At 65.1% G+C, this 24519-nt stretch carries 17 protein-coding genes; 15 read left to right on the top strand and 2 right to left on the bottom strand.

Going from position 1 to position 24519, the window contains the following annotated elements:
• The first annotated feature begins 91 nt into the window (after positions 1–91).
• The 3 genes from AC1DKR_RS15995 to recG all read left to right on the top strand — a co-directional run bounded on the left by AC1DKR_RS15995 (position 92) and on the right by recG (position 4960).
• Complete coding sequence (locus AC1DKR_RS15995) at positions 92–2254, top strand: RelA/SpoT family protein (protein ID WP_033831914.1); 2163 nt, start codon at positions 92–94, stop codon at positions 2252–2254.
• A 201-nt stretch (positions 2255–2455) separates the two neighbouring features.
• A complete protein-coding gene (locus AC1DKR_RS15990; RefSeq protein ID WP_025874214.1) occupies positions 2456–2842 on the top strand; it encodes a RidA family protein in 387 nt (128 codons plus the stop codon).
• 6 nt (positions 2843–2848) lie between these two features.
• Complete coding sequence (gene recG / locus AC1DKR_RS15985) at positions 2849–4960, top strand: ATP-dependent DNA helicase RecG (RefSeq protein WP_059064985.1); 2112 nt, start codon at positions 2849–2851, stop codon at positions 4958–4960.
• Positions 4961–5146: 186 nt separating this feature from the next.
• Here the strand turns inward: recG and AC1DKR_RS15980 are convergent, their stop codons facing one another.
• The gene (locus AC1DKR_RS15980; RefSeq protein WP_363731843.1) at positions 5147–5557 is read right to left on the bottom strand and encodes a hypothetical protein; all 411 of its coding nucleotides are present in this window, start codon (positions 5555–5557) and stop codon (positions 5147–5149) included.
• A gap of 752 nt (positions 5558–6309) precedes the next feature.
• Between AC1DKR_RS15980 and AC1DKR_RS15975 the strand changes: the two genes are divergently transcribed.
• From AC1DKR_RS15975 to AC1DKR_RS15960, 4 genes are all read left to right on the top strand, one after another.
• Positions 6310–7248 carry a nucleoside hydrolase gene (locus tag AC1DKR_RS15975; protein WP_353099075.1) on the top strand — a complete coding sequence of 313 codons (939 nt, stop codon included), beginning with the start codon at positions 6310–6312 and terminating at the stop codon, positions 7246–7248.
• A gap of 87 nt (positions 7249–7335) precedes the next feature.
• A complete protein-coding gene (locus AC1DKR_RS15970) occupies positions 7336–7578 on the top strand; it encodes a type B 50S ribosomal protein L31 (RefSeq protein WP_006389217.1) in 243 nt (80 codons plus the stop codon).
• A 296-nt stretch (positions 7579–7874) separates the two neighbouring features.
• Entirely contained in the window at positions 7875–9152 is a 1278-nt protein-coding gene (locus AC1DKR_RS15965; RefSeq protein WP_363731848.1) for a citrate synthase, read from the top strand.
• Positions 9153–9428: 276 nt separating this feature from the next.
• Positions 9429–10523 carry a hypothetical protein gene (locus AC1DKR_RS15960; protein WP_363731850.1) on the top strand — a complete coding sequence of 365 codons (1095 nt, stop codon included), beginning with the start codon at positions 9429–9431 and terminating at the stop codon, positions 10521–10523.
• Positions 10524–10760: 237 nt separating this feature from the next.
• On the opposite strand, the gene AC1DKR_RS15955 is transcribed toward AC1DKR_RS15960, so the two are convergent.
• Positions 10761–11534: an AraC family transcriptional regulator gene (locus tag AC1DKR_RS15955; RefSeq protein ID WP_363731852.1), complete on the bottom strand. Its 774-nt coding sequence runs from the start codon at positions 11532–11534 to the stop codon at positions 10761–10763.
• A 93-nt stretch (positions 11535–11627) separates the two neighbouring features.
• Here AC1DKR_RS15955 and AC1DKR_RS15950 point away from each other — a divergent pair, with 93 nt between their 5' ends.
• From AC1DKR_RS15950 to AC1DKR_RS15915, 8 genes are all read left to right on the top strand, one after another.
• Entirely contained in the window at positions 11628–12395 is a 768-nt protein-coding gene (locus AC1DKR_RS15950; protein ID WP_478033597.1) for an alpha/beta fold hydrolase, read from the top strand.
• A 109-nt stretch (positions 12396–12504) separates the two neighbouring features.
• The gene (locus tag AC1DKR_RS15945) at positions 12505–12870 is read left to right on the top strand and encodes a NirD/YgiW/YdeI family stress tolerance protein (protein ID WP_312787706.1); all 366 of its coding nucleotides are present in this window, start codon (positions 12505–12507) and stop codon (positions 12868–12870) included.
• A 292-nt stretch (positions 12871–13162) separates the two neighbouring features.
• Positions 13163–13669 (top strand): CS1 type fimbrial major subunit, encoded by a 507-nt coding sequence (locus AC1DKR_RS15940; protein ID WP_205405168.1) that lies wholly within the window; start codon positions 13163–13165, stop codon positions 13667–13669.
• 51 nt (positions 13670–13720) lie between these two features.
• Positions 13721–16444: a TcfC E-set like domain-containing protein gene (locus AC1DKR_RS15935; protein WP_430766919.1), complete on the top strand. Its 2724-nt coding sequence runs from the start codon at positions 13721–13723 to the stop codon at positions 16442–16444.
• 20 nt (positions 16445–16464) lie between these two features.
• Complete coding sequence (locus AC1DKR_RS15930) at positions 16465–17574, top strand: CfaE/CblD family pilus tip adhesin (protein ID WP_478033610.1); 1110 nt, start codon at positions 16465–16467, stop codon at positions 17572–17574.
• A 17-nt stretch (positions 17575–17591) separates the two neighbouring features.
• Positions 17592–18290, top strand: coding sequence for a pilus assembly protein (locus tag AC1DKR_RS15925; protein ID WP_430766921.1), 699 nt, complete (start codon positions 17592–17594; stop codon positions 18288–18290).
• 66 nt (positions 18291–18356) lie between these two features.
• A complete protein-coding gene (locus tag AC1DKR_RS15920) occupies positions 18357–23687 on the top strand; it encodes an ESPR-type extended signal peptide-containing protein (RefSeq protein WP_478033593.1) in 5331 nt (1776 codons plus the stop codon).
• Between the two features lie 69 nt (positions 23688–23756).
• On the top strand, positions 23757–24494 hold the full coding sequence (locus AC1DKR_RS15915; protein ID WP_312112245.1) for a hypothetical protein: 738 nt from the start codon (positions 23757–23759) through the stop codon (positions 24492–24494).
• Positions 24495–24519: the final 25 nt, after the last annotated feature.

Below are 24519 nucleotides of genomic sequence, written 5' to 3'. Positions count from 1 at the left end.
TCATTGCTGGATACGCCGAACAGCCCGCCCCGTGCGGGCTGTTTCGCATTCAGGGTTTGCCGTAAACGTCGCGCTGGCATAGGCTTTGGCCATGAACCCAGGCCCCACTGCCAAGGTCGCCGCAGTCCCCGCTGCCGCCGTACCCGATTACGTCCTCCAGCTCGAACGCGCCGCCCACTACCTGCCGCCCGAGCAGCTGCCGCTGCTGCGCCGTGCGTGGGAAGTCGGTGCCTCCGCGCACGCTGGGCAGACGCGCAAGTCGGGCGAGCCCTACATCACCCATCCGGTGGCCGTGGCCCAGGTGCTGGCCGAGCTCGGCCTGGACGTGGAAGCGCTGATCGCCGCGATCCTGCACGACACCATCGAAGACACCCCGCTGACCCGCGAGGCCCTGTCGGCCGAGTTCGGCGAAGCCGTGGCCGAACTGGTGGACGGCGTCACCAAGCTGGACAAGCTGAAGTTCCGCGACCGCCAGGAAGCGGCCGCCGAAAGCTTCCGCAAGATGCTGCTGGCGATGTCGCGCGACCTGCGCGTGATCATGATCAAGCTGGCCGACCGCCTGCACAACATGCGCACGCTGGGCGCGCAGAGCCGCGAAGCGCGTGGCCGCATCGCCCGCGAGACGTTGGAGATCTACGCCCCGATCGCGCAGCGGCTGGGCATGAGCTTGGTCAAGAGCGAACTGCAGAACCTCGGCTTCAAGGCGCTGTACCCGTGGCGCCACGCGATCCTGGAAAAGCACATCCGCAGCCAGCCGGTCGTGCGCCGCGAGGCGCTGGCGCAGGTGGAAGTGCAGCTGTCGCAGCGCTTGGCCAAGGAGGGCATCGAGCACCGCCTGGTCAGCCGCATCAAGACCCCGTGGAGCATCTACAACAAGATGCGCGACGAGAACAAATCCTTCGACCAGGTGATGGATGTGTTCGGCTTCCGCCTGGTGGTGCGCGGCGTACCGCAGTGCTACCACTCGCTGGGCGCGGTGCATGCCGCGTTCAAGCCGCTGGATGGGCGCTTCCGCGATTTCATCGCCATTCCCAAGGCCAACGGCTACCAGTCGCTGCACACGGTGCTGTTCGGCCCGTATGGTTCGCCGATCGAGGTGCAGATCCGCACCGAGGAAATGGACCTGATCGCCGAGCGTGGCGTGGCTGCGCACTGGACCTACAAGTTCGGCGGTGATTCGCCCAACAGCGCGCAGAGCCGCGCCCACGCATGGATCGTCGAACTGATCGATTCGCAGCGTGCCGCCGGTTCGTCGCTGGAGTTCCTCGACAACGTCAAGGTCGACCTGTTCCCGGACGAGGTCTACCTGTTCACCCCCAAGGGCAAGATCCTGGCCCTGCCGCGCAATTCCACCGCGCTCGACTTCGCCTATGCCGTGCATACCGATGTCGGCAACATGGCCGTGGCCTCGCGCGTGGACAAGAAACTGGTGCCGCTGCGTACCAAGCTGGTGTCGGGGCAGTCGGTGGAGATCATCACCGCGCGCTCGGCCACGCCCAAGCCGCAGTGGCTCGAATTCGTGGTGACCAGCAAGGCGCGCACCGCCATCCGTCACCAGCTCAAGCAGCTGGAGCACGAAGACGCCGTGCAGCTGGGCCACCGCATGCTCGACCGCGCGCTGGAAGCGATGGACAGCTCGCTGGAACGCCTGCCCAAGGGCCGCCTGGATGCCTTCCTGGCCGAGCACCGGTTCCCGCGTCTGGAAGCCCTGCTGGCTGAAGTCGCGCTGGGCAACTGGATGCCGACCCAGGCCGCGCAGGCACTGATGGCCTACGCCGAACTGCGCGGCGGCGTGCATTCGCGCCACAGTTCGCAGGAAAAGATCCTGATCAACGGCAGCGAGCGTGGCGTGGTCACCTTCGCCGGCTGCTGCCAGCCCATTCCGGGCGACGACATCATGGGCTACCACACGGCCGGCAAGGGCATCGTGGTGCACCGCATGGATTGCCCGAACCTGGCCGAACTGCGCAAGTCGCCCGAGCGTTGGGTGCTGATCGGGTGGGACACTACGGTGTCCGGCGACTACGACACCTCGCTGGTGGTGGAAGTGGAGAACGGTACCGGCGTGCTCGCACAGCTGGCTGCGGCAATCGCGCAGAGCCATTCCAACATCGAGCGCGTGGATTACCTGGACCGCGATTTCAACGCCGCAGTGCTGGCGTTCAACATCCAGGTACGCGACCGCAACCACCTGGCCGAAGTGATGCGTCGCCTGCGCCGCCTGTCGGTCGTGCAGGCGGTTCGCCGCCAGTAGATCCTGCGCGTACCCGGTAGTGCCGGCCGCTGGCCGGCAACCCCGCGATGCTTCCGAAATCCATGAGGTTGCCGGCCAGCGGCCGGCACTACCCGGCCCGCAGCGCGGTTCATGCGGCGCGGTAGATCCACGCCATGCGTGGATACACCCCCACCCGGTACAATCACCGCTCTGTTTTCCCCCAACGCACCGGAGCGACCCATGTCCCGCCAGATCATCAACACCGAAAAGGCCCCGGCCGCCATCGGCCCGTACTCGCAGGCCGTGCGCGCCGGCAACACCGTGTATTTCTCCGGCCAGATTCCGCTCGACCCGGCCACCGGCGACATCGTCGGCGTGGGTGACGTCGAAGCACAGGCCCGTCGCGCCTTCGACAACCTCAAGGCCGTGGCCGAAGCCGCGGGCGGTTCGCTGGACAAGGTCGTGCGCCTCGGCCTGTACCTGACCGACCTGGCTGAATTCGCCAAGGTCAACGCTGTCATGCAGGACTACTTCCAGGCCCCGTTCCCGGCCCGTTCCACCATCGAAGTCTCCGGCCTGCCGAAGGGCGCCAACTTCGAGGTCGACGCAGTGATGGTCATCGACTGACCCCACGTGGCACGCAAGGCGGCGGTCACCCCGGCACTGGCACCGTCCGGTGAAGCATCGCTTGCGATGCTCGCCGGCGTCGGGCCGGCCGTGGCCGCCAAGCTGCAGGCGCGTGGCCTGGCCACCCTGCAGGATCTCTGGCTGCACCTGCCGCTGCGCTATGAAGACCGTACCCGGCTGACCCGCATCGAAGACCTGCGCAACGGCATTCCGGCGCAGGTGGAAGTGCGGGTGGTCGCCGTCGAGCGCGGCATGCGCTACCGGCCGATGCTGAAAGTAGCGGTGGAGGATGAAGGGCAGGGCACGCTGGTGCTGCGCTTCTTCCATTTCCGCCAGCAGCAGGTCGGCCAGTTCGCGGTCGGCAACCGCCTGCGCTGCTTTGGTACGCCCAAACCGGGGCACCTCGGGTTGGAGATTGTCCATCCCAGCTACCAGGTACTGGGCCGCAACGACGATCCCGATCTCGGCGACCGCCTCGACCCGGTGTATCCCACCGTCGAAGGTGTCGGCCCGATGACGATGCGCAAGCTGATCGGCCAGGCGCTTGATCGCCTGCCGGAAGAAAGCACGCTGGAACTGCTGCCGACCGGCTGGCTCGAGGGCCTCGGCCTGCCATCGCTGCGCAGTGCGCTGCTGACCGTGCATCAACCACCGCCGGATGCAGACCTGGCCGCACTTGCCGCCGGTACCCATCCAGCGCAGCGCCGGCTGGCAATGGAAGAACTGCTGGCGCACCACCTCAGCCTGCGTCGCCAGCGCATTGCGTTGCAGGCGCATCACGCGCCGCCGCTGGCCGGTCCCGGCAAGCTGGCCAAGGCGTTGTTGAAGCAGCTGCCGTTCGCCTTGACCGGCGCGCAGGCACGTGTGTTCAAGCAGATCCGCGAAGACCTTGCGCGCCCCAGCCCGATGCTGCGGCTGGTGCAGGGCGATGTCGGCTCGGGCAAGACCGTGGTGGCGGCATTGGCAGCGATGCTGGCGGTGGAGCAGGGCAAGCAGGTCGCACTGGCCGCCCCCACCGAGCTGCTGGCCGAACAGCATCTCAACAACCTGCGCGGCTGGCTGGAGCCGTTGGGCGTGCGCATCGCCTGGCTGGCCGGCAAGGTCACCGGCAAGGCGCGCGCAAAGGTGATGGAACAGGTCGCCAACGGCGAAGCGCAGGTGGTCGTGGGTACCCACGCGCTGATGCAGGAGGCGGTGGTATTCCACGATCTGGCGCTGGCCATCGTCGATGAGCAGCACCGCTTCGGCGTGCACCAGCGCCTGGCGCTGCGCGACAAGGGCAAGGGCGGCAACAACGTGCCGCACCAGCTGGTGATGACCGCCACGCCGATTCCGCGCACGCTGGCGATGTCCGAATACGCCGACCTGGATGTATCGGCCATCGACGAACTGCCGCCGGGCCGCACGCCGGTGCAGACCGTGGCACTGAACAACGATCGTCGCCCCGAGCTGATCGAGCGCATCGCCCTGGCCTGCCGCGAAGGGCGGCAGGTGTACTGGGTGTGCACGCTCATCGAAGAAAGCGAAGAACTGGATGCCACCCCGGCCCAGGCCACCTACGAATCGCTGCAGGCGCTGCTGCCCGGCGTGCGCGTGGGGCTGGTGCATGGCCGGCTGAAAGCGGCCGAGAAGCTGGCGACGATGGTCGCGTTCAAGGCCGGCGACATCGACCTGCTGGTGGCCACCACCGTGATCGAGGTCGGCGTGGACGTGCCCAATGCCTCGCTGATGGTGATCGAGAACGCCGAGCGCCTGGGCCTGGCCCAGCTGCACCAGCTGCGTGGCCGCGTCGGCCGTGGTTCGGCGGTGTCGCGCTGCGTGCTGCTGTACCAAGCACCGCTTTCGCAGATGGCGCGCGAGCGCCTACAGACCATGCGCGAAACCAACGACGGTTTCGTCATCGCCGAGAAGGATCTGGAACTGCGCGGGCCCGGCGAACTGCTGGGCACCCGGCAGACCGGCCTGGCCGGTTTCCGCATTGCCGATCTGGCCCGCGATGCCGGCCTGCTGCCGGGCGTGCATGCGCTGGCAGAACGCCTGCTGGCGCAGCAGCCCGCGCTTGCAGATCGCGTGGTGCAGCGCTGGATCGGCACCGCCGTGCGGTACGCCTCGGCCTGACTGACCGGTTGGGGTAGGATCCCTTTGCCGAGCAAAGGGCTCTGACCCCGCAAGGGCCATGACGTCCGCCGCGGACTGGTAGAGTCGAGCCCATGCTCGGCTGCTGTTCGCGCTGCGCGCGTGAGTCGAGCATGGCTCGACTCTACAAAAGCCTATCCACGCATGGCGTGGATCTACTGGCATTTGCTAGACGGCCGGCAACTGCGTACCCATGTATTCGGACAAACCTCGGCAGGCCAGCAGCAGTCCTTCGCGGATGTCATCGCCTATCTGCTGCACATCTTCGCCGTCCACGCGCACGCGCTCACTGGCGTGCAGCATCTCCAGCAGCAGGATCAGCCCGGCATTGGCGCGGTCGATGCGGGCCAGCGCCACACGTTGCCCAGGTGTATGCCAGCGGCTCGGCCACAGCTGACCATCGGCACCTTCGCCCTGGCGGATGCGCTTGAGGCAACCCAGCAGGGTGAAGCCGTCGTCCGTAGGGCCGGTCGCAGGGGCGGCGAGGGTGGTTTCCAGCGCCTGCGCCAGCTCATCGGGGATGCTGGTGGCGGCACCGCCCAGAGTGGCGAACAGGAAGGGATAGCGGGATGCGGTCATGTCGGCAGTCCTTGTGCGCAAGGCAAGAGGCCACCCACGCGAAGGCGAGGGTGGCGGGCGGTGAGTGGTTGCAATACCGGTGACTGCCTCAAGAACGCCGGCGGGCGCGAAGCCCCCACGCACCGCCCGCCATAAAACGCACGGACGGATTGCCTGCCGGACGCCACGCAGGAACACGCGCGCAACGCCGGCAGGCAAGCGTAAACAACAAGGCAGTCAAACGGGATTGCAAGCCCGTGCCATCCGTTGTCGATGGCCCATCATGATGTCCACGACAGCCCTCGTCGCTTCAATGAGAATCATTGGAAAAGTCGAAAACCATGCAATTGCAGCGTGGCCCTGCAAGCGCAGGCCGATTACGTCATCTTTCCCGATCCCTCCGACATCCATCCACGCATGGCGTGGATCTACCGTGTCGACCGAGGTCGACACCCACCAACAGCAGCAGGGTCGACACCCATCAAGAGCAGGCCATGCCATTCCGACAGATCGCGGAGAACTGTCGAAGGCGGGGTGGGTCCGGTGGCGGGGGCGTGAGCGCCATGGATGGCGCGACCGAGCTTACATGGACGTACTTGCAGCGTCCCCCGCCACCGGACCCACCCCGCCATCTCCCGGAATGCCAGCCCTTGACGTTGCTGTTGCCGTTGCTCCGGCCTCTGCGGGTGCAGGGCGCAGCCCTGCCGAACCCCCATACTTGCAACGGTCATCTTCCCGGTCCACACTTCGTTGCCGATCTGAAGACGGCAACGATGACCAAGAAGATCCCGCTGTTGATCGATACCGACCCCGGTGTCGACGACGCACTGGCCCTGCTGATGGCCTTCGCCGATGAACGGCATGACGTGGTCGCCCTGACCATCGCCGCCGGCAACGTAGGCCTTCAGTACACCGTCCGCAACGCCCTCAAGCTCTGCGACATCGTCGGCCGCGCCGACGTGCCGGTGTTCGCCGGCAGCCCCGATCCGCTGCTGCATCCGTCCGTTGACGCCGCCCACGTGCATGGCCGCGACGGCTACGGCGACGTCGATCTGCCGCCGCCCAGCCGCCAGGCCGACGCCGAACATGCCGCATTGGCGATCCTGCGTTTGTCGCACGAACATGCCGGCGAACTGATGCTGGTGATGCTCGGCCCGCTGACCAACCTGGCGCTGGCCCTGAAGCTCGACCCGACGCTGCCCCAGCGCATCAAGCGCATCGTGGTGATGGGCGGTGCAGTCACCTGCCACGGCAATATCACCCCGGCCGCAGAATTCAACATCGCCTTCGATCCGGAAGCGGCGCACGTTGTGTTCACCTCGTTCCCCCACCTGCTGGTGTCGGACTGGGAAGCTACCGTTGCCCATGGCCTGCCGTTGACCGAAGCCGAGCAGTGGCTGGGCGCCGATTCCGATCGCGCACGCTTCTATGAGCTGATCTCGCGCAAGACCCGTGGCCTGTCCGAAGACAGCAAGGGCGGGCGCTGGTACACCGCCGATGCGCTGGCCATGGCCTGGGCACTGAACCCGGAAGGGCAGCTGCAGGTCGAGTCGCGACCGCTGAATGTAGAGCTGAACGGCACGTTCAGCCGCGGCGCGACCATTGTCGACTGGAACCGGCAGACCGGCCAGCCGGACAACTGTGATCTGCTGATGGCCTACGACCAGGGGCGTTTCGAGGCCCTGGTAAGACAGGCCCTGGGCGCGGACTGAAGTTCGACCCCCGCACTGGTTGCCCCGGGCGGCAACCAGTGCTTATAATGCCGCTCTTGACCACCAGCCCATTTACGGTGTGAGCCCATGAAGGCCGATATCCATCCGAACTACCGCGACGTCGTCTTCCATGACGTCACCTCCGATTTCAAGATCCTGACCCGCTCGACCATGAGCACGAAGGAAACCATCAAGTGGGAAGACGGCAACGACTACCCGCTGGTGAAGGTTGAAATTTCCTCGGCTTCGCATCCGTTCTACACGGGCAAGCACAAGGTCATCGACACCTCGGGCCGTATCGACAAGTTCCAGAAGCGCTACGCGCGCTGATACGTCGTACCCGGTTCGAACCGACGGCCGCGCTCTGCGCGGCCGTTTGTTTTTGTCCAGCGCCTACCCAACGGGCGTTTGGATGGACGGAACACTGCGTCCTTGTGACAACGCGTTTGCCGATCCCGGCCGCTCGCTGGCAGGGTGCCGGCTGCCTGTCGTCTACGACTTCTGTCTAGCGCCCGGCAAATGCTGCTGTGCGATAATGACCTGATCCCCGGCACAGGCCGAGGACGTCATTCACGTGCCTGACCAATGCGCTTGGGCAGGCGCCTTCCCATGAAGGAGCGCACACAGTGTCCGATCTTGATCAGGTCACGCTCAACGCCGGCGATAAGTCGGTCGTTCTGCCCGTCATCAAACCCACCCTCGGCAACGACTGCGTCGACATCGCGAAGCTGACCAAGGAAACGGGGTATTTCACCTACGATTCCGGTTTCACCGCGACGGCCAGCTGCAAGTCCGCCATCACCTACATCGACGGCGACAAGGGCGTGCTGCTGTATCGCGGCTACCCGATCGAGCAGCTGTCGGAGAAGTCGAGCTACGTCGAAGTGGCCTACCTGCTGATCAACGGCGAGCGCCCGAGCGCCGAGCAGCTGAAGGCCTTCACCGACGAGCTGGCAGCCGAAGCCAACGTCGATGCGTCGATCAACACCCTGATCGGCAGCTTCGCCAAGGATGCCCATCCGATGGCCATCCTGACCGCCGCCATCGCGCAGCTGTCGGGCATCTACCACGCCTCGCTGGACCTGTCCGACGCCGAACAGCGCCGCCAGGCTGCTGTGCGCCTGATCGCCAAGGTGCCGACCCTGTCGGCGCTGATCTACCGCCACGGCAAGGGCTTGCCGGCCAACAAGCCGGACACCTCGTTGGACTATGTCAGCCGCTTCCTGAAGCAGACTTTCGAGTCGGCTGACGGCCAGTACGATCTGAACCCGGATGTGGTCAAGGCACTGGACCTGCTGTTCATCCTGCACGCCGACCACGAGCAGAACGCCTCGACCTCGACCGTGCGTCTGGTCGGTTCGACCGGTGCCAACCCGTACGCGTCGGTCGCCGCTGGCGTCACCGCGCTGTGGGGTCCGGCCCACGGCGGTGCCAACGAAGCCGTGCTGAAGATGCTGGAAGAGATCGGCACCGCCGACAACGTCGAGTCGGCCGTGCTCAAGGCCAAGGACAAGACCTCCGGCTTCCGCCTGATGGGCTTCGGCCACCGCGTGTACAAGAACTTCGACCCGCGCGCCAAGGTCATCGGTGAGATGACCGGCAAGGTGCTCAAGCAGCTGGGCGTGCAGGATCCGCTGCTGGACGTGGCCGTGAAGCTGGAACAGGCCGCGCTGCAGGACGAGTACTTCGTGGCCCGCAAGCTGTACCCGAACGTCGATTTCTACAGCGGCATCATCTACAAGGCGCTGCAGATCCCGACCGAGATGTTCACCGTCATGTTCGCCCTGGGCCGTACCTCCGGCTGGGTGTCGCATTGGCTGGAACAGCAGGTCGACCCGGAAATGAAGATCGGCCGTCCGCGCCAGGTCTACACCGGTCACGACGTGCGCGACTACCAGGGCTGATCGCTCTGCGTAGTTTGTGCTGAAGGCGCCCCGCATCCGCGGGGCGTTTTTTTTTGCTTCGCTTCGGTAGATGCCAACCTTGGTTGGCACGCTTCGGCATCCGCCAAAAAAACATCCACGCATGGCCTGGATCTACTGCGGCCCTCTGTTTTGGTTAGCACGCTGTTCGCCGCGCCAAGACCGCGTGATTCAAGGGTCTCACCAGCTTCACAAGCGCTCGCTCAGCCTCAGGACGCCAGCTGCACCCGCAGCACCTGATACGGAGCGTTCGACCCCATGAGTACCCGATTCGACCCGCCTGAGCGCGGCCCGCTTGGTCCCGACGTCGTCACTGTCGTCACCCCTCCCATCGTGCCGCCCACCAGCGAAAGCGCCGTGTCCTGGGGCGCGATCCTGGCCGGCGCCGTTGCCGCCGCCGCACTGTCTCTCATCCTGCTCATCCTGGGGGTCGGCCTGGGTCTGTCCTCGGTCTCGCCGTGGTCGTTCGAGGGCGTTTCCAAGGAAACCTTCGGCTGGACCAGCGTCGTGTGGCTCACCTTCACCGCGCTGGCCGCTTCCGGTCTTGGCGGCTATCTGGCCGGTCGCCTGCGCACCAAATGGACGCAGCTGCACGGCGATGAAACCTACTTCCGCGACACCGCGCACGGCTTTGTGTCGTGGGCCGTGGCCACGCTGCTCACTGCCGGTCTGCTGACCTCGGCCATCGGCGGCGTGCTGGGCGCCGGCGCAAAGGTGGCTGGGGCCACCGCAGGCGCCGCAGTCTCCACCGCAGGTGTTGCTGCTGCCGGTGTCGGCACCGCGGCTGCCGGCGGTCAGGAAGGCGACCTCAACTACTGGGTGGATTCGCTGTTCCGCAATGCCACCACTCCGGGCCCGGACGCAGCCGGTGCACCTCCAGTTCCGCCGGCAGCGGGCGCAGCACCGGGCAACGGCCCGATGGACCCTGCCGCACCGCCGCCGCCTGCCGCCAGCGTTGGCCCACGTGACGCGCGCACGGCCCCGCCGCCGCCGCGCCCGATGCCGGGCAATGGCCCGATGGGTGACCGCCGCGAAGTCCGTGCCGAAGTGAACCGCATCATCGTCAACAGTCTGCAGGGGGATGGCCTGGACCCGGCCGATACCCAGTACCTGTCGCAGCTGATCGCGCGCGAGACGGGCATGAGCCCGGCCGAAGCGCAGGCCCGTGTGACTGACGTGCAGACCCGCATGCGTGCTGCACTGGAAAAGGCCAAGACCACCGCCAAGCAGGCTGCCGACGATGCCCGCAAGGCCACGGCCTATGCCGCGCTATGGCTGTTCATCACCCTGCTGATCGGCGCGTTCTTCGCCAGCCTCAGCGCCACCTGGGGCGGCCGTCGCCGTGACCTGTAATCCGCATCTGATGCAAGGAGACCTGCCATGAAGACACTTCTGCTCTGGTTCCTGGGCGTACCGATTCCGCTGCTGATCCTGTACGCGATCTTCTTCTGAGAACGTGTTGTTGAGTGAGACCCATCAGGCCGCCGCAAGGCGGCCTGATGTCATCCAGGTGCGCATGAGCATCTGTAGCGTCGAGCCACGCTTGACTCACGTGCACAGCACGCACGGCAGCCAGACGCGGGCCCGGTACTACGCCTCCGCGTACCGGCTCGGCGAACACCCTAGTACACGCCGGAAGGCCGCAGAAAACGCACTCGGGCTGGCATACCCCAGGTCCATGGCGATACGGGTCACGGCCTGTCCCTGTGCCAAACGCTCGATGGCCGACAGCAGGCACACCTGCTGCCGCCACTCGGCAAAACCCACCCCGGTATCTGCGCGGAACATGCGCGTGAACGTGCGCCGGCTCATGCCTGCGTCGGCGGCAACATCATCGAGGCGCGCTGCCAGCGAGGGAGTATCGAACAGGGCGCGGCAGACACGTGCAAGGCGCGCATCGACAGGCAGCGGTGCATGCAGGGAAAGCATCGGCATCGATGCGATTTCCGCAGCCAGCAACTGCATCAGCTTGCCCTCACGCCCGTTCTCGTCGTACAGCGCAGGCAGATCCACTGCGGCCTCCAGCAACTGCCGCAACAACGGCGATACCGCATACACGCGGCACTGCATTGGCAACGCCACCGCCGTCGCCGTCCCGGCAGACAGGAAGGCGTTGAGCATCGTCACCGGCCCCCGCATGGTCATCTCATGCGCCAGGCCTGCAGGCACCCAGCAGGCGCGCCGTGGGGGAACCAGCCAGCGCCCCTGCGGCGTGGCGACACTGATGGTGCCGCGCGCAGCGAACGCGAACTGCCCGCGCCGGTGGGCATGGCGGGGAAAGGTCGATTCCGCTGCGTAGTCGTTCGAGGTGACCACGACATCGCGTGGCAGGTCTTCGTAGGGATCAAGCAGCGAATTGCGCATGGCCCGGATTCTATAGCGATTGACCCGTCATCGACGGCGCCACTGAGGCGCGCTGCCTAGCATCGGGGATTCCCCCAACTGCACTGGAATCCCATGGCCAATACCTTTCATCGCGTGGGGCACGGATCACACCCTGTCCTGGTGCTGCATGGCTGGTTCGGCGACGCGCATGCGTTCGAGCTGATCGAGCCCTGGCTGTCGCGCGACGACTTCAGCTACCTCTTCATGGACTGCCGGGGCTACGGCGGCATGCGTGACGCGCCCGGCGCGTACACCATCGACGAGATTGCATCCGATGCATTGGATCTGATGACCGCCCTCGGCCACGAGCGTTTCAGCGTCGCCGGTCATTCGATGGGCGGCATGGCCATAGAACGCATGGCGGTGCTTGCGCCGGAACGGGTGCGCGGCATGGTGGCCATCGCGCCGGTGCCCTGCGGTGGTATTGCCTACGACGCCGCGACGCGAAGCCTGCTTGAAGCGGCAGCCGGGGACGTCGGCATCCGTCGGACCATCATCGATCGCAGTACCGGCGGACGGCTGCCTGCGCAATGGCTCGACTGGAAGGCCGCGTACTCGGCGGCACATGCTTCACCTGCAGCATTTGCTGCCTATCTTCCAGCCTGGGCGGATACCGATTTCAGCAATGAGATCGTCGGCAATCATCGGTTGAAGGTGCTGGTGGGTGGTCACGATCCCACCTTCAACCGTGCACTGATGGAGCGCACCTATCTGCGCCGCTACCGGCAGGCCACGATGGAGGTCCTGCAGGATGCCGGGCATTACCCGATGAACGAGACGCCGCTGGCCCTGGTGGCGGCCATGGAATCGTTCCTGAAAGACGCGTCGGGTCCGGAATGAATGATTTCTGACATGGGATGTCGTTTTCACATCTTTTCGGATCTATTGCATGGGCATCACATTCGAGGCGATAGAACCTGAGGGTACTTATCCCTGCATGGAGAACACCATGAACCGACGACTCACCCTCGCGCTCTTTGCTACCTCCTTGAGCCTGTTCAGCGCTGGGGCCTTTGCCCAGTACACCGGCCCGGGCGCCACCAGTGCCGTCACCACGGTCGCCGAGGCGCGCGACCAGCGTGACGATCAGCCGGTGGTGCTGCAGGGCACGCTGGTGGCCAAGATCGGCCACGAGCGCTACCGCTTCAAGGACGCCACCGGCGAGATCGATGTGGAAATCGACGACAAGGATCTGCCCAGCCACCAGGCCGTCAGCGCGACCACCGTGGTGGAGCTGCACGGTGAAGTGGATACGCATCGCTTCAAGCCCACCGACATCGACGTGGATCATGTGCGGATCGTCGGCACGCGTTGAGACGGCGGCATTGCACCCGTACGTCGAGCATGGCTCGACTCTGCAAAGTGCATGCCGCGCAATGAGGCTTGTTGCAAAGACCGAATGAGGAAGTTTGCATAACCCTCAAACATTGAACGCCTTCAAGGAATCTCCTTAACGTTCAGCTATTTAGGAATGCTTGAATGGCCGGCGAGGGGTAGGCGTACCTAACATTCTCTCGTCGGCCGCACCCACCTCTGCGGACGGCGCTTCCCTCCCTTTCTCCTTGGGGAGGGGAGCTTTCATATCCCCCTGTCCGAGAGAGACAACCATGCACGCCATTCTGAAGAAGGCCACGCTCGCTGCAGCGCTGGCCACCGTTTCGCTGTCCGCCAATGCTTTCGACGCCGACATCAAGGTCTGGGCCAATGTCGACCCGACCCTGGCCCTGCTCAAGGCCGATGGCACCGCGCTGGATTCGGTCGTCAACATGGTCCACAACCCGGTCACTGGTCTGGTGCCGTGGTCGCAGCAGGTGCGCGTCTACTCCAACGATGAAGACAAGGACATCGAAGTGCGCGTCGGCAGCACGCCGCAGCTGCTCAACACCGATGGCAGCGGCGCCCCGGTGCCGCTGACCGTCAGCCTCAACGGCAAGGCGCTGACCGTGGCCGCGCAGGACTTCGCCGCCTCCGACCTGTTCGACGGCGCGCTGCCGGGCGCATCGATCCCGATGCCGCTGCGTATCGCGCAGACCAACCAGGCGCCGATCGCCAAGGGCGGCACCTACGAGGGCATCGTCACCATCGCCATGCAGCAGAAGACCACCAGCCCGTAAGGCGCCCGCGCCGGCCCGCTCCCCGGGCCGGCCGCTTCCGGTAACACCCCCATGAAATCTCCCGCACCCGCCGTCACCCGGCTGGCGGTCGCGCTCGCCCTGTCGTTGGCCACGCCCTTGGTCGCGGCGCGCGGCGTTCCCGCCGGTTTCGAGGATCTGGTCGAAGGCCAGACCGAACAACTCGAGGTACGCCTGTTCGGTCGTTCGACCGGGCTGGTGCCGGTGCGCGTGACCTTGGAACACGTGCAGCTGGAGGCCCCGGCCGAGGCGCTGCAGGCATTGCAGCTGCCGGCCGAGGCACAGGCCGCGTTGTTGCCGGCGCTGTCGCAGCCGCTGCCGCGCAACAGCCATCTGGCCTGCCGTTATGGCGGCGCCAGTGCCGGTTGCGGTTACATCGATCCCCCCGAGGAGCCCACCGCCGTGCGCGCGCTGTATGACGAAGGCGAGGGCGCCGTGCGCCTGTTCGTCGCCCGCCAATGGATTCCCGGCGAGCCGGCCGCCGAGCGCTACCACCAGGTCAGCGCCAATGCCGAAAACGCCTTCCTGCACCAGCACACGCTCAATGTCAGTGGCGGCCGCGGCTACCAGTCGCTGGCCGCGCAGGGCATGGGTGCGCTGGGCGTGTTCCAGCGCGGGCACCTGTCCGCCGACTGGACCTTCAGCCAGCAGCATTACCGCGGTGGCCGCGCCAACCGCGACTTCCAGCTGGACAACGCCTATTACCGCCATGACCTGGGGCAGCAGCACTACCTGCAGGCCGGGCGCATGGATCGCCGCAACCTGAGCAGTCCGCAGGGCGGCACCTTCAGTTTCAGCATGCTGCCGATGGATCGCTTCCAGGGCCTGCGCCTGGGTACCACGCAGGCCTACGTGGATGCCGCCGCCGCCGTGCAGGCCACGCCGCTCACCGTGCTGCTGGCACGTGATGCGCGGGTGGATGCCTTCGACGGCGAGCGCCTGCTGCAGACCTTCTACCTGCAGGCCGGCATCAACCAGCTCGATACGCGCCGGTTCCCGCTGGGCAACTACACCATCACCCTGCGCATCTACGAAGACGGCGTGCTGGTGCGCAGCGAGGACGCGCCGTTCGACAAGGGCGGCGACTGGACCGACAGCAGCGTGCAGTGGTTCCTGCAGGGCGGGCGCCGCAACGAACGCCGCAGTGATCGTTTCGATGATGAGCTGGCGGCGATGGGCGGCGTGCGCGTGCCGATGTCGCGCAACGTGGCGATGACGGCCGGCCTCGCCGATCTGGGCGGTTTCAGCTATGGCGAACTGCGGCTGGACCTGCGCCACGTCTTCGCCACCCAGGAGATCCGCGCCACCTTCAGCGGCATGCACGGCAGCGATGGCAGCCGTGGCCAGCAGCATCAGCTTTCGTATCGTCTCCGCGCCTCGTGGAATGTGTACCACCAGCGCATGCGTGGCCGCGCCTGCCAGTTCGAGGACGATGCGCGCGACCGGCTCGGTTGTGCTGATTCGCTCAGCGCCTCGATGGCGCTGCCGGTGGCTGGCGGCAATGCCTATCTGGCCTACACCCGTCGCCAGACCTGGCGCGCAGGCACCGTGCAGCCGGGGCTGGGGGATGATCCGCTGGCGGGGCTGGACCCGCTGTTGCCGCCGTGGATTCCACAGCCCACGCGCGTGCCGCAGCTCAGCCGCACCTGGCAGGCCAGCTACAGCCGCAGCCAGCGCTGGGGCGAGTTCAGTGTCTCCAGCCGCATCGGCGTATGGCAGCAGACCAGCGGCGGCGGCCTGCGCGACGGGCGTGACCGCGGCATCTATTTCAACTTCAGCCTCAACCGCCTGCAGCGCGGCGACCACGGCAGCTCGCAGCGTCGCTACGGCCTGGATGTGCGCCAGCCGCATCACGCACGACCGGACGTCAACTACAGCGCCGGCCAGACCCTGCGCCAGGAGTACGAAGACCAGTACCGCGAAGTGTCCGGCGAACTACGCGGCAACAACAACGAACGGTACAGCGCCACGCTGAGCGGGCAGCTGCAGAACCGCATCGGCCAGACCGGTGCCACGGTATCGCGCTACCAGCACCAGGGCGGCAACGAGGTGGCGTACAGCGCCACACACAGTTCCGGCCTGGCCATCGGCTCGCGCGGGCTGTACTGGGGCGCAGGCGTGGGCGCCGATGCCGGGCTGGCGGTGCAGGTGGACGGCACTGACGATCTGGACCTGACCGGCGTTGCCGCCGAACTGCAGGTAGGCGGACTGCGCCGGCAGCGGCTGAAGCTGGGCGAACGCCGCCTGCTGCCGGTGTCCGCCTACCAATCGCACCGCGCCGAAGTGCAGGACGCCAGCGCTCTGGACAGCATCGCGGCCGTGCGGGTGAGCGGCGTCGGCGGCGCGCGCCCGCTGTTCCTGTCGCCCGGGCGGCTGGTGCGCATGCCGGTGCCGATTGAAGTGACCTACACCTTCATCGGCAACGCCCACGACATCGCCGGTGCACCGCTGCGCGGCGCCCGCATTCTCAACGCGCCGGTGCCCGGCACCGGCAGCAATGGAGGCTTCGTGGCCGACTTCCCACGACGCGAAACGACCCTGTACCTGCTGCAGGACGACCGGCTGCTGCACTGCCCGCTGCAGGTGCGCGAGCGCCGCAGCGTGGTGATGCTGGTGGGCACCGTGCAGTGCGAGCCCCTGGCCGTGGCGCAGTTGCCCGCCGACATCCGCCATCAGGCACGGGTGACGCGACTGCTGCAGGAGCAGGCGTTGATTGCCGCCACGCCGCAGACCGCGGCCGCGGGAGGTGCGCTGTGAACCGCCGGGTGTGGTGGGTGATGGCAGTGTTGTGTGCGTTGGTGGTGTTGGCGCCGCGGGCGATGGCGCAGCGGCCGCCGGAAACGCATCCGACCAGTGAGCATCGCGACATCGTGATGAGCTGGGATCGCTCTGCGATGCCTGGGGATATCGAGTTGTGGGCGCCGAGGACGGTTATGGGCTACAGCAGGGATCACAATCTGCAGTACGGTCGAATCCATCTGACATGCGAATCGAACTCGACCACGAGTACAGGCTTGTGCCCGACTAGTGGACTAGAGAGCCTCGAAAGCGGGCCGGCGCCCATTCTGACGCGGATGGTGGAGGAGCGCAGCGGTCTGACTGCAGACCTTCGCGTCATGGCGGCTCTAAGTCGAGCGATTGGCGAACGTGCATGTGGTCCAGAGTTCTGGCTTGGCTGGAAGCGACCGATCTGGACCTCGCGCCAAGAGGAGTGTGGCGGCGAGAAAGCAATAGGGACCTCTGTTGAACTGCTTCTTCCGGAGAGCGAACTTAATCAGCTTGTCGCTGGTCGTTGGCACGGGAAGCTGATCTTGAACTTGAGGACTGATCCAGCAGGCTCCGTTCTTGCTGTGAACACTTTCAATCTTGCATTCACCATCACCGACTACAACGCGGTCTCCATCTACTTCCCGCTATTCGACCAGGTCACGCCACACGTCGGCCTGAATCTGCAGTATGACCCGATCGCACAGACCGTCGGCGGTCGGGCCCAACTCGACATGTGCCTGTACGACGGACTGGGTTCGCAGAGCCAGTACCTGGGCGTCACCGTGCGCGATAGCGGGCCGCGTCTTCCGGGGCCTTCAGGCTACTCGGTCTGGCATACCGACGGCGGCAGCGACGCCACGCAGCGCGTGGACTACACCGTCACCCTCGATCACAACGGCAGCGCTCTGCCCATGCGCAACGGTGTGGAGCAGCTGCTGCACGGCATCGACACCGCAAAGCTGCGCCTGGTGCTGCTGCCCGGCATGACCCAGCCGGTGTTCTGCGTGCCCACGCCATTGACGCTGGATACCCCCCGCGTGCCGGTCAGCAGCAAACGCCCCGGCTACTACGACGGCGATCTCAAGGTGGAACTGCGCGTTCCCACTGTCACGCCCTGATTCCCATGGAGCCCCCGATGAAGCCTCTCATTCGCTGCCTGCTTCCCTTGTCGCTGCTGATGGCGATGCCTGCCCACGCCAACCTCACCGTGCACCCCATGCGCACTTCGGTGGACGTGAAGAAGGGTGCACAGATCCGAATCTATTCGCAGTCCACCCTGCCGCAGTACGTGCAGGTCTCCATCAAGCGCATCGTCAATCCCGCCGGTGCAGACGAACAGGAGGTCGAGGTCGAGCCCGGCGAAGCGGCCATTGCCATCACCCCCGGCAAGTTCGCGCTTGCCGGTGGTGGCAATCGTCTGATCCGTGTGATTCCGCTGCAGCCGGTCGAGAAGGAAACCGCCTACCGCGTGTACTTCGAAGGCGTGCGTGGCCCTGAAGGGGCTGAACGCGCAGGCGAGGGCGAGCGCGCACAGGCCAACATCGGCGTCAGCCTGGTCTGGGGCGCGTTGGTCAATGTGCTGCCTGCGCAGCCCGCGATGGCGGTACAGGTGGAAGGCAATCGTCTGCGTAACACCGGCACGGTGCGCGTGGGCATCACCAGCATTGCCGACTGCGATGGCGCGCGCTGCACGGCACACGACGTGTCGCGAAGCCTGTATCCGGGTAGTGCGTTGGAGCTGCCTTTCACCGTGCAGCCGGGACACACGCTGCAGATGCGTTACCGCCTGACCCGCGATGGCTATCGCGAGCACATACAGACACACGACCTCTGACATCCCGTCGCAGCGGAACTGTTCCGCAGCGACGCTCACATTCGATTCCATTGTTAAGGAAATGCCATGAACAAAATCTATCGTCGTCTCTGGTCAACGGCTCGGCAGTGCTGGATTGTCGCCAGCGAGCTTGCATCTCCTCGCGGAAAGCGCACCAGTACCGTTCTTGCGGCTGGTACGGTTGGACTGGTCATGCTTGCGACGGTCGCGCAGGCCGCTGAGCCGGAGGTCGAGCCGGGTGATTTCGATGAACAAAGCCTGGTCGAAGACTATCCGGCGACTCCATCTGTTGCGGACCCTGCGTTGCGGAGCATGTTCGGTAATCTTCCGCTTCAGGCAGCTGCTACTGCAGGTTCGATAAACTCGCTGCACACACAGGTCGCGCTGACTACGGATAATTTTTACCGGGACTCGACAGTCTCAGGTGACCTGCAGATGATTCTCGGCTCACGCTCCAGTCTGACGGGCAGTAAGTCGGTTGGTTACGGAAGCCTGTTGACCGCGAGTGGAACCAACAACGTAGCCGTTGGCTATGGCGTCAGAGTGCGACAGGGGTATAGCACCGCAGTTGGCGCTGAATCTTATACCGACGGAGTCGGTGCGACGGCCTTCGGTAACAATGCTAAGGCGTACGCAGACAATTCGATTGCTGTAGGCAGTGGCTCCAGGACCAATGATGGCGCCGGCATTTCCAGGATTGCCATTGGTGGTGATGCGTACGCGGGCAGTAGTGGCTGGACGGGGGCGATCGCATTGGGTGGGGAATCGCGCGCAGAGTACGACGGTGTGGCTGTTGGTTATGGTGCAAAGACATCGGCAAATGGCACTGTGGCACTTGGTCGTGGATCGCTTGCCACAGAGGCCAACACCGTTTCGGTCGGTAGTGCCAGCGTGAAAAGGCGGGTGGTCAATGTGGCCGATGCGCGGCTGAACTCGACCAGCAGTGATGCGGTCACTGGTAAGCAGCTGTATGCCACCAACTCCAACGTCACCAAGGCCCAGACGGCGGCCGATGGAGCGAAGACGACAGCTACGGCAGCGCAGTCCACCGCCAACACGGCCAACAGCAATGCCAACTCGGCGCTGGCGAAGGCCAATGCGGTCAGTGGCCTGGTGAGCCAAGTATCGGCCGCTGGCAACGTAAGGCTGGGTGGTGAGAACACCGGCACCGTGCTGGATGTGCGCAACAAGTCCAATGCTGTTCGAAGCATCACCGGCCTGAAGGATGGGGCGCTTTCCACATCCAGCACGGAAGCTGTGACGGGCAAGCAGCTCAATGCAACCAACACGAATGTGACCAGTGCCAAAACTGCAGCCGATGCAGCGAAGACGACGGCTGCAGCAGCACAGTCAACGGCCACTACGGCCAACACCAATGCCAACACTGCATTAGCCAAGGCCAATACGGTCAGTGGCCTGGTCAGTCAGGTATCGGCCACTGGCAATGTGCGTTTGGGTGGTGAGAACACTGGCACTGTGCTGGATGCCCGCAACAAGTCCAATGCGGTGCGCAGCATCACGGGCCTGAAGGATGGAGCGCTGAGCACGACCAGCACCGAGGCGGTGACGGGTAAGCAGCTCAACGCCACTAATGCGAATGTCAGCAAGGCGCAGGCTGCTGCCGATGCAGCGGCTGCGCGGCTGAATGCCAGTGCCGTGGCACTGGGCGCGGGAGCTGTCGCGGAGCAGGCCAGCTACGGCATCAGTACGGCGCTGGGCAACAACGCCAAAGCCTACAACGGCAAGAGCGTCGCCATGGGCGCGGACGCTCGCGCGACGGTGGATGACGCGGGCAACAAGGTCAATGGTAACGGAGGGGTCTCCATCGGGGCTGGCACCCGCAGCGGCAACGGCGCGGTGGCGCTTGGGCTGGATGCCCTCGCAACGGGTGATCGTGGTATTGCGGTCGGGCATGAGGCATCCGGAAAAGGCACGCACGCAACGGCACTGGGCTTCCAGAGCAACGCGTCGGCCAACCAGGCCACGGCGGTCGGGCGCGGGGCCGTTGCCAGCAGCCTGTATGCCTCGGCGGTGGGCAACCAAGCGAACGCCACGGCACAGAGCGCGTTGGCCCTCGGTGATCGCGCCAGTGCGACACATGCGGGCGCGGTTGCGCTCGGCAATGGCTCAGCCACGACTGCAACCAATCAGGTCTCGGTGGGCAACGGCTCGTTGAAGCGCAAAGTGGTCAACGTGGCCGATGGCGCCTTGAGTACGTCCAGCAGTGAAGCGGTGACTGGCAAGCAGCTGCATGCCACCAACACCAGCGTGGCTGCTGTGAAGGCGACCGCGGACGTTGCGCAGGCGCGAGTGGCGGTACTGGATGGCCTGGTGGGGCAGGTATCGGCAAGTGGAAACGTACGCCTGGGTGCAGACAACACCGGCACCGTCGTCGACGTTGCCAACAAGGCCGGTGCCAAGCGCAAGCTGCAGAATCTGGCCAATGGCGTGCTCAGTACGTCCAGCACGGATGCAGTGACTGGGCAGCAGCTCAATGCCACCAATAGCGAAGTGACTAGCGTGCGCACGGCGGCAACCGCGGCGAAGACGGCGGCCGACGCTGCCCGTGGCGTAGCCGATGGCGCTGTGCTGAAAGCTGATGCCTTGGGCGGACTGGTGGGCCAGGTCTCTGCCAGCGGCAACGTCCGTCTGGGTGCAGAGAACACCGGCACGATTGTGGATGTGGCAAACAAGAGCGGTGGCAAGCGGCGCATCTACAACATCGCCAACGGCACGCTGAGTACGGGCAGCACGGATGCGGTGACCGGGCAGCAGCTGTTTGCGACCAATACCACGGTGGAGACTCAGCGACAGGCTTTGGCTGGGCACGCGCAGCAGCTGACGGATCAGGACGGGCGTATCGCCGACAACCGGATCGAGCTGGATGTGCTGCGTGCGGACTTCGATAACTTCGATCCGGATCTGGATGGCGTGGTTAAGTTCAGTGCTGATCGTCGCCTGGTGGATATGGAGGGTGCCCGCATATCGGGCGTGACAGCGGGGGATATCAGTTCTGCGACCAGCACGGATGCGGTGAATGGCGGGCAGTTGTTTGCGACTAACGATCGGGTAGAGAAGATCGAAAAATCAAATGGCTACCTGAGAGTTGGAGTGGATGATGAGAGCAATTACGCGCAGGCGGGATTGATGGGTGTGGCGATCGGAGATTCGGCAGAGGCAGCCATTCACTCTGATGGGGCTACCGCAGTTGGTTCATTCGCGCGCGCTCGTGGGCAGGGCTCCGTGGCTCTTGGCAGGGGGGCGCTTGTCGACGCCGCAGCAAAGAGTGGATTTGCACTTGGGACGGGTTCTAATGTCTACGCATCGGGAGGGGCAGCACTGGGTTCCTTCAGTCAGATTGAATCAGGAGCGGAAAACTCAGTTGCGCTAGGCACCGGTTCCGTAGCCGAGGACGCAAACGTTGTGTCCGTTGGGAACTCTCGGCTTATGCGGCGGATCGTCAATGTGGGGCGAGGGGTGAACTCCAGTGATGCAACTACTGTTGGGCAACTGAGCGAAGCCTTGGCTGCTCTTGGCGGGGGCGCAGGTCTGGATCGAAATGGCGATGTCGTTTCTCCGACCTACAACCTCCAGGGGGGAACACAGAAGAACGTTGAAGACGCTTTAGTTGCGCTGGATGGCGCGGTGGTAAGGGCTGACAGTCGCGTAGATGGCCTCGAAGGCCAGCTGCGTGCGACATTCCAACAATCAACCTCGACCCGGGCGGATGGAGTTGGTCAGCTGAATCTGGCAGGTGCGCAAGGCATGGTTCTGTCGAATCTGGCCGATGGGCGTATTGCTGCAGGTAGCCGTGATGCAGTTACGGGTAGTCAGCTGTACGCAGCCAAGCAGGAAATCGCCAGGAATGGAGATGAAATCGAGCGTATGAAGAGCATGTCAGAAGGAGGTGTGAAGCATGCCCTCCAGGAAGTACTTGATCTGCGCGGTGGACCGATCGATTTCGCTGGATCGCGATTGACTGGGATTGATTCGGGTGACATCTCATCTGCCTTCAGTACTGATGCAGTTAACGGTGGTCAGCTTTATGCGACCAATGAACGAATCGCGAGCGTGGAATCGACTCATCGATTCTTTAAGATCGGTCGGGATGATCTGAGTGAGGACGCCAAGGCTGGATCGTTTGGTGTTGCGATTGGTGAATCCGCGCAGGCGACACCGCAGGATGGAAACGAGGGTGGAACAGCCCTTGGCGCTTATGCGATTGCTTGGGGCAAGAATTCGGTTGCGCTGGGTAGAGGTGCCCTGGTTGAGGAGGGGGCAGAAGGTGCATTCGCTCTCGGTGCTGGGTCACGTGCAGCAGGGGCTGATAGCGTGGCGCTAGGCTTAGTTAGCAGAACAGAAGTCGGTGCGGTCAGGTCTGTCGCTATTGGCATGGGTGCGATCGCCACGGAAGCTGACACGGCGTCCTTCGGAAACAGCCGATACCAGCGCCGCCTCGTCAACGTAGCCAACGGCCGCAACGCCAACGACGCAGCCACCATCGCCCAGCTGCGCGGCGCGCTTTCCGCCCTCGGCGGCAACATCGACGCCAACGGCAACGTCACCACCCCCGGCTTCAACGTCCAGGGCCAGCACCAGAGCACCGTCAACGATGCCCTCGCCACGCTGGACTCCGCCGTAGTCACCACCGGCTCCCGCATGGACCGCGTCGAAACCCAGCTCCGCTCGGTCTTCCAGGAAACGCCCTCCACCCGCAGCGATGGCACCGCCCAGCTCACCCTGGTGGGCGCCAACGGCATGGTCATCTCCAACGTGGCCAACGGCCTGGTCGCTGCCGGCAGCCGCGAGGCGGTCAACGGTGGCCAGCTGCACGCCGTGCAGCAGCAACTCAATGGCCGCATGGACGGGCTGGAGCAGCGCGTGGATGGCCAGCCGCAGTCGCGTGCGCTGTCTACGGCGTCGGTCGCGCCCACCGAACAGGTCACGCCAACGCCGGAAGCCAGCGATTCGCCGCAGGTGGCCTCGGCAGGCGAGGGGGCCTCACCCGCGCCACAGCCGAAGTCGAAGAAGGACGACACCCCGTCGCCCACGCCGCAGGTCGATACCGCCGAGCTGGAGAAGATGCTGGCTCGCGCCAACGAGTACACCGATGGCGCCATCAGCAACGTCGAACGCCGCTTGGACAAGATGGACAAGCGCTTCAACCGCATGGCCGCAATGAGCAGTGCGCAGACGGCGATGGCCATGAACACCGCTGGCCTGGCCACCTACAACCGCCTCGGTGCGGGCGTGGGCTACGCCGAGGGCGAGTCGGCCATGGCGGTGGGTTACCAGCGCGTACTCAACGACAAGGGCTCAGCCACCTTCAGCCTCAATGGCGCGTTCACCAACAGCGGTGAGCGCAGCATGGGCGTGGGTGTGGGCATCGGCTGGTAAGCCATGGCGCCCCGGTGTGGTGCGCGTAACGAGCCCCGCCGCGCCGGGGCCATTGCAGAGGAAATTGCGATGTACAGCTTCATGAGCCGCTTCATGACCTACCGGCGCTACTACGTCTGGCGCGCCCGCATCCGCTACGTCACCCACGACATGGATACGTGGACGCTGGCGTGCCTGGTGCTGATGATCTGCATGGGGCTGATGGTGTGGGGGTTCTGGCGCGTGCTGAACGTGCCGCAGCCGCGCATCCATCCGGAGGCCGCCGCCGTGCGGGTGGAAGTGCTGACCGACGAAGCGATCCATCGCATCGTGCTGGTACGCCACGGCGGCACCACGCCGGGTGATCCCTTCTACAGTGCTGCGGAGATCCGCGGCAGCACCCAGCGCACGCTGCGGGTCCGGCAGACCCTGCAGGACCCGGTGGCGATGAAGCTGCAGGCGGACATGTACGCCGACATCGCCGACTACATCAACGCTACCGGTGCCTGCATGCCCTTTCCCTGCCGTCGCGTGAGTTTCCGCATCGAACAGCTGCAGCGGTCGGGGCATGAGAGTGCGGTACGCAACAAGGCGCTCGCCGAGATCCTGCAGGTGCCGTGGTACCTGGTGCCGAACCTTGATGGCGAACGCACGCGCGTGCGCAGTGGCTGGGCCGATGACTTCCAGGATGTGTATTCGCACGCCTGGAACCTGGATGACCTGCAGAAGATGCATGCGCGCATGATGGCCGAGTACCCGTACCGTGCGGCGGTGCCGTGGCTGGCACGATTGGCAACCCCTGCCCAGGAACAGCTGATCTTCCCGTAGCGCCGGGCCATGCTCGGCCGCTCTT

The sequence above is a fragment of the Stenotrophomonas sp. 01N47 genome, from assembly GCF_056399165.1.
Note: the sequence above shows the minus strand (reverse complement) of the source record. Positions and strands in the feature narration are given on the sequence as shown.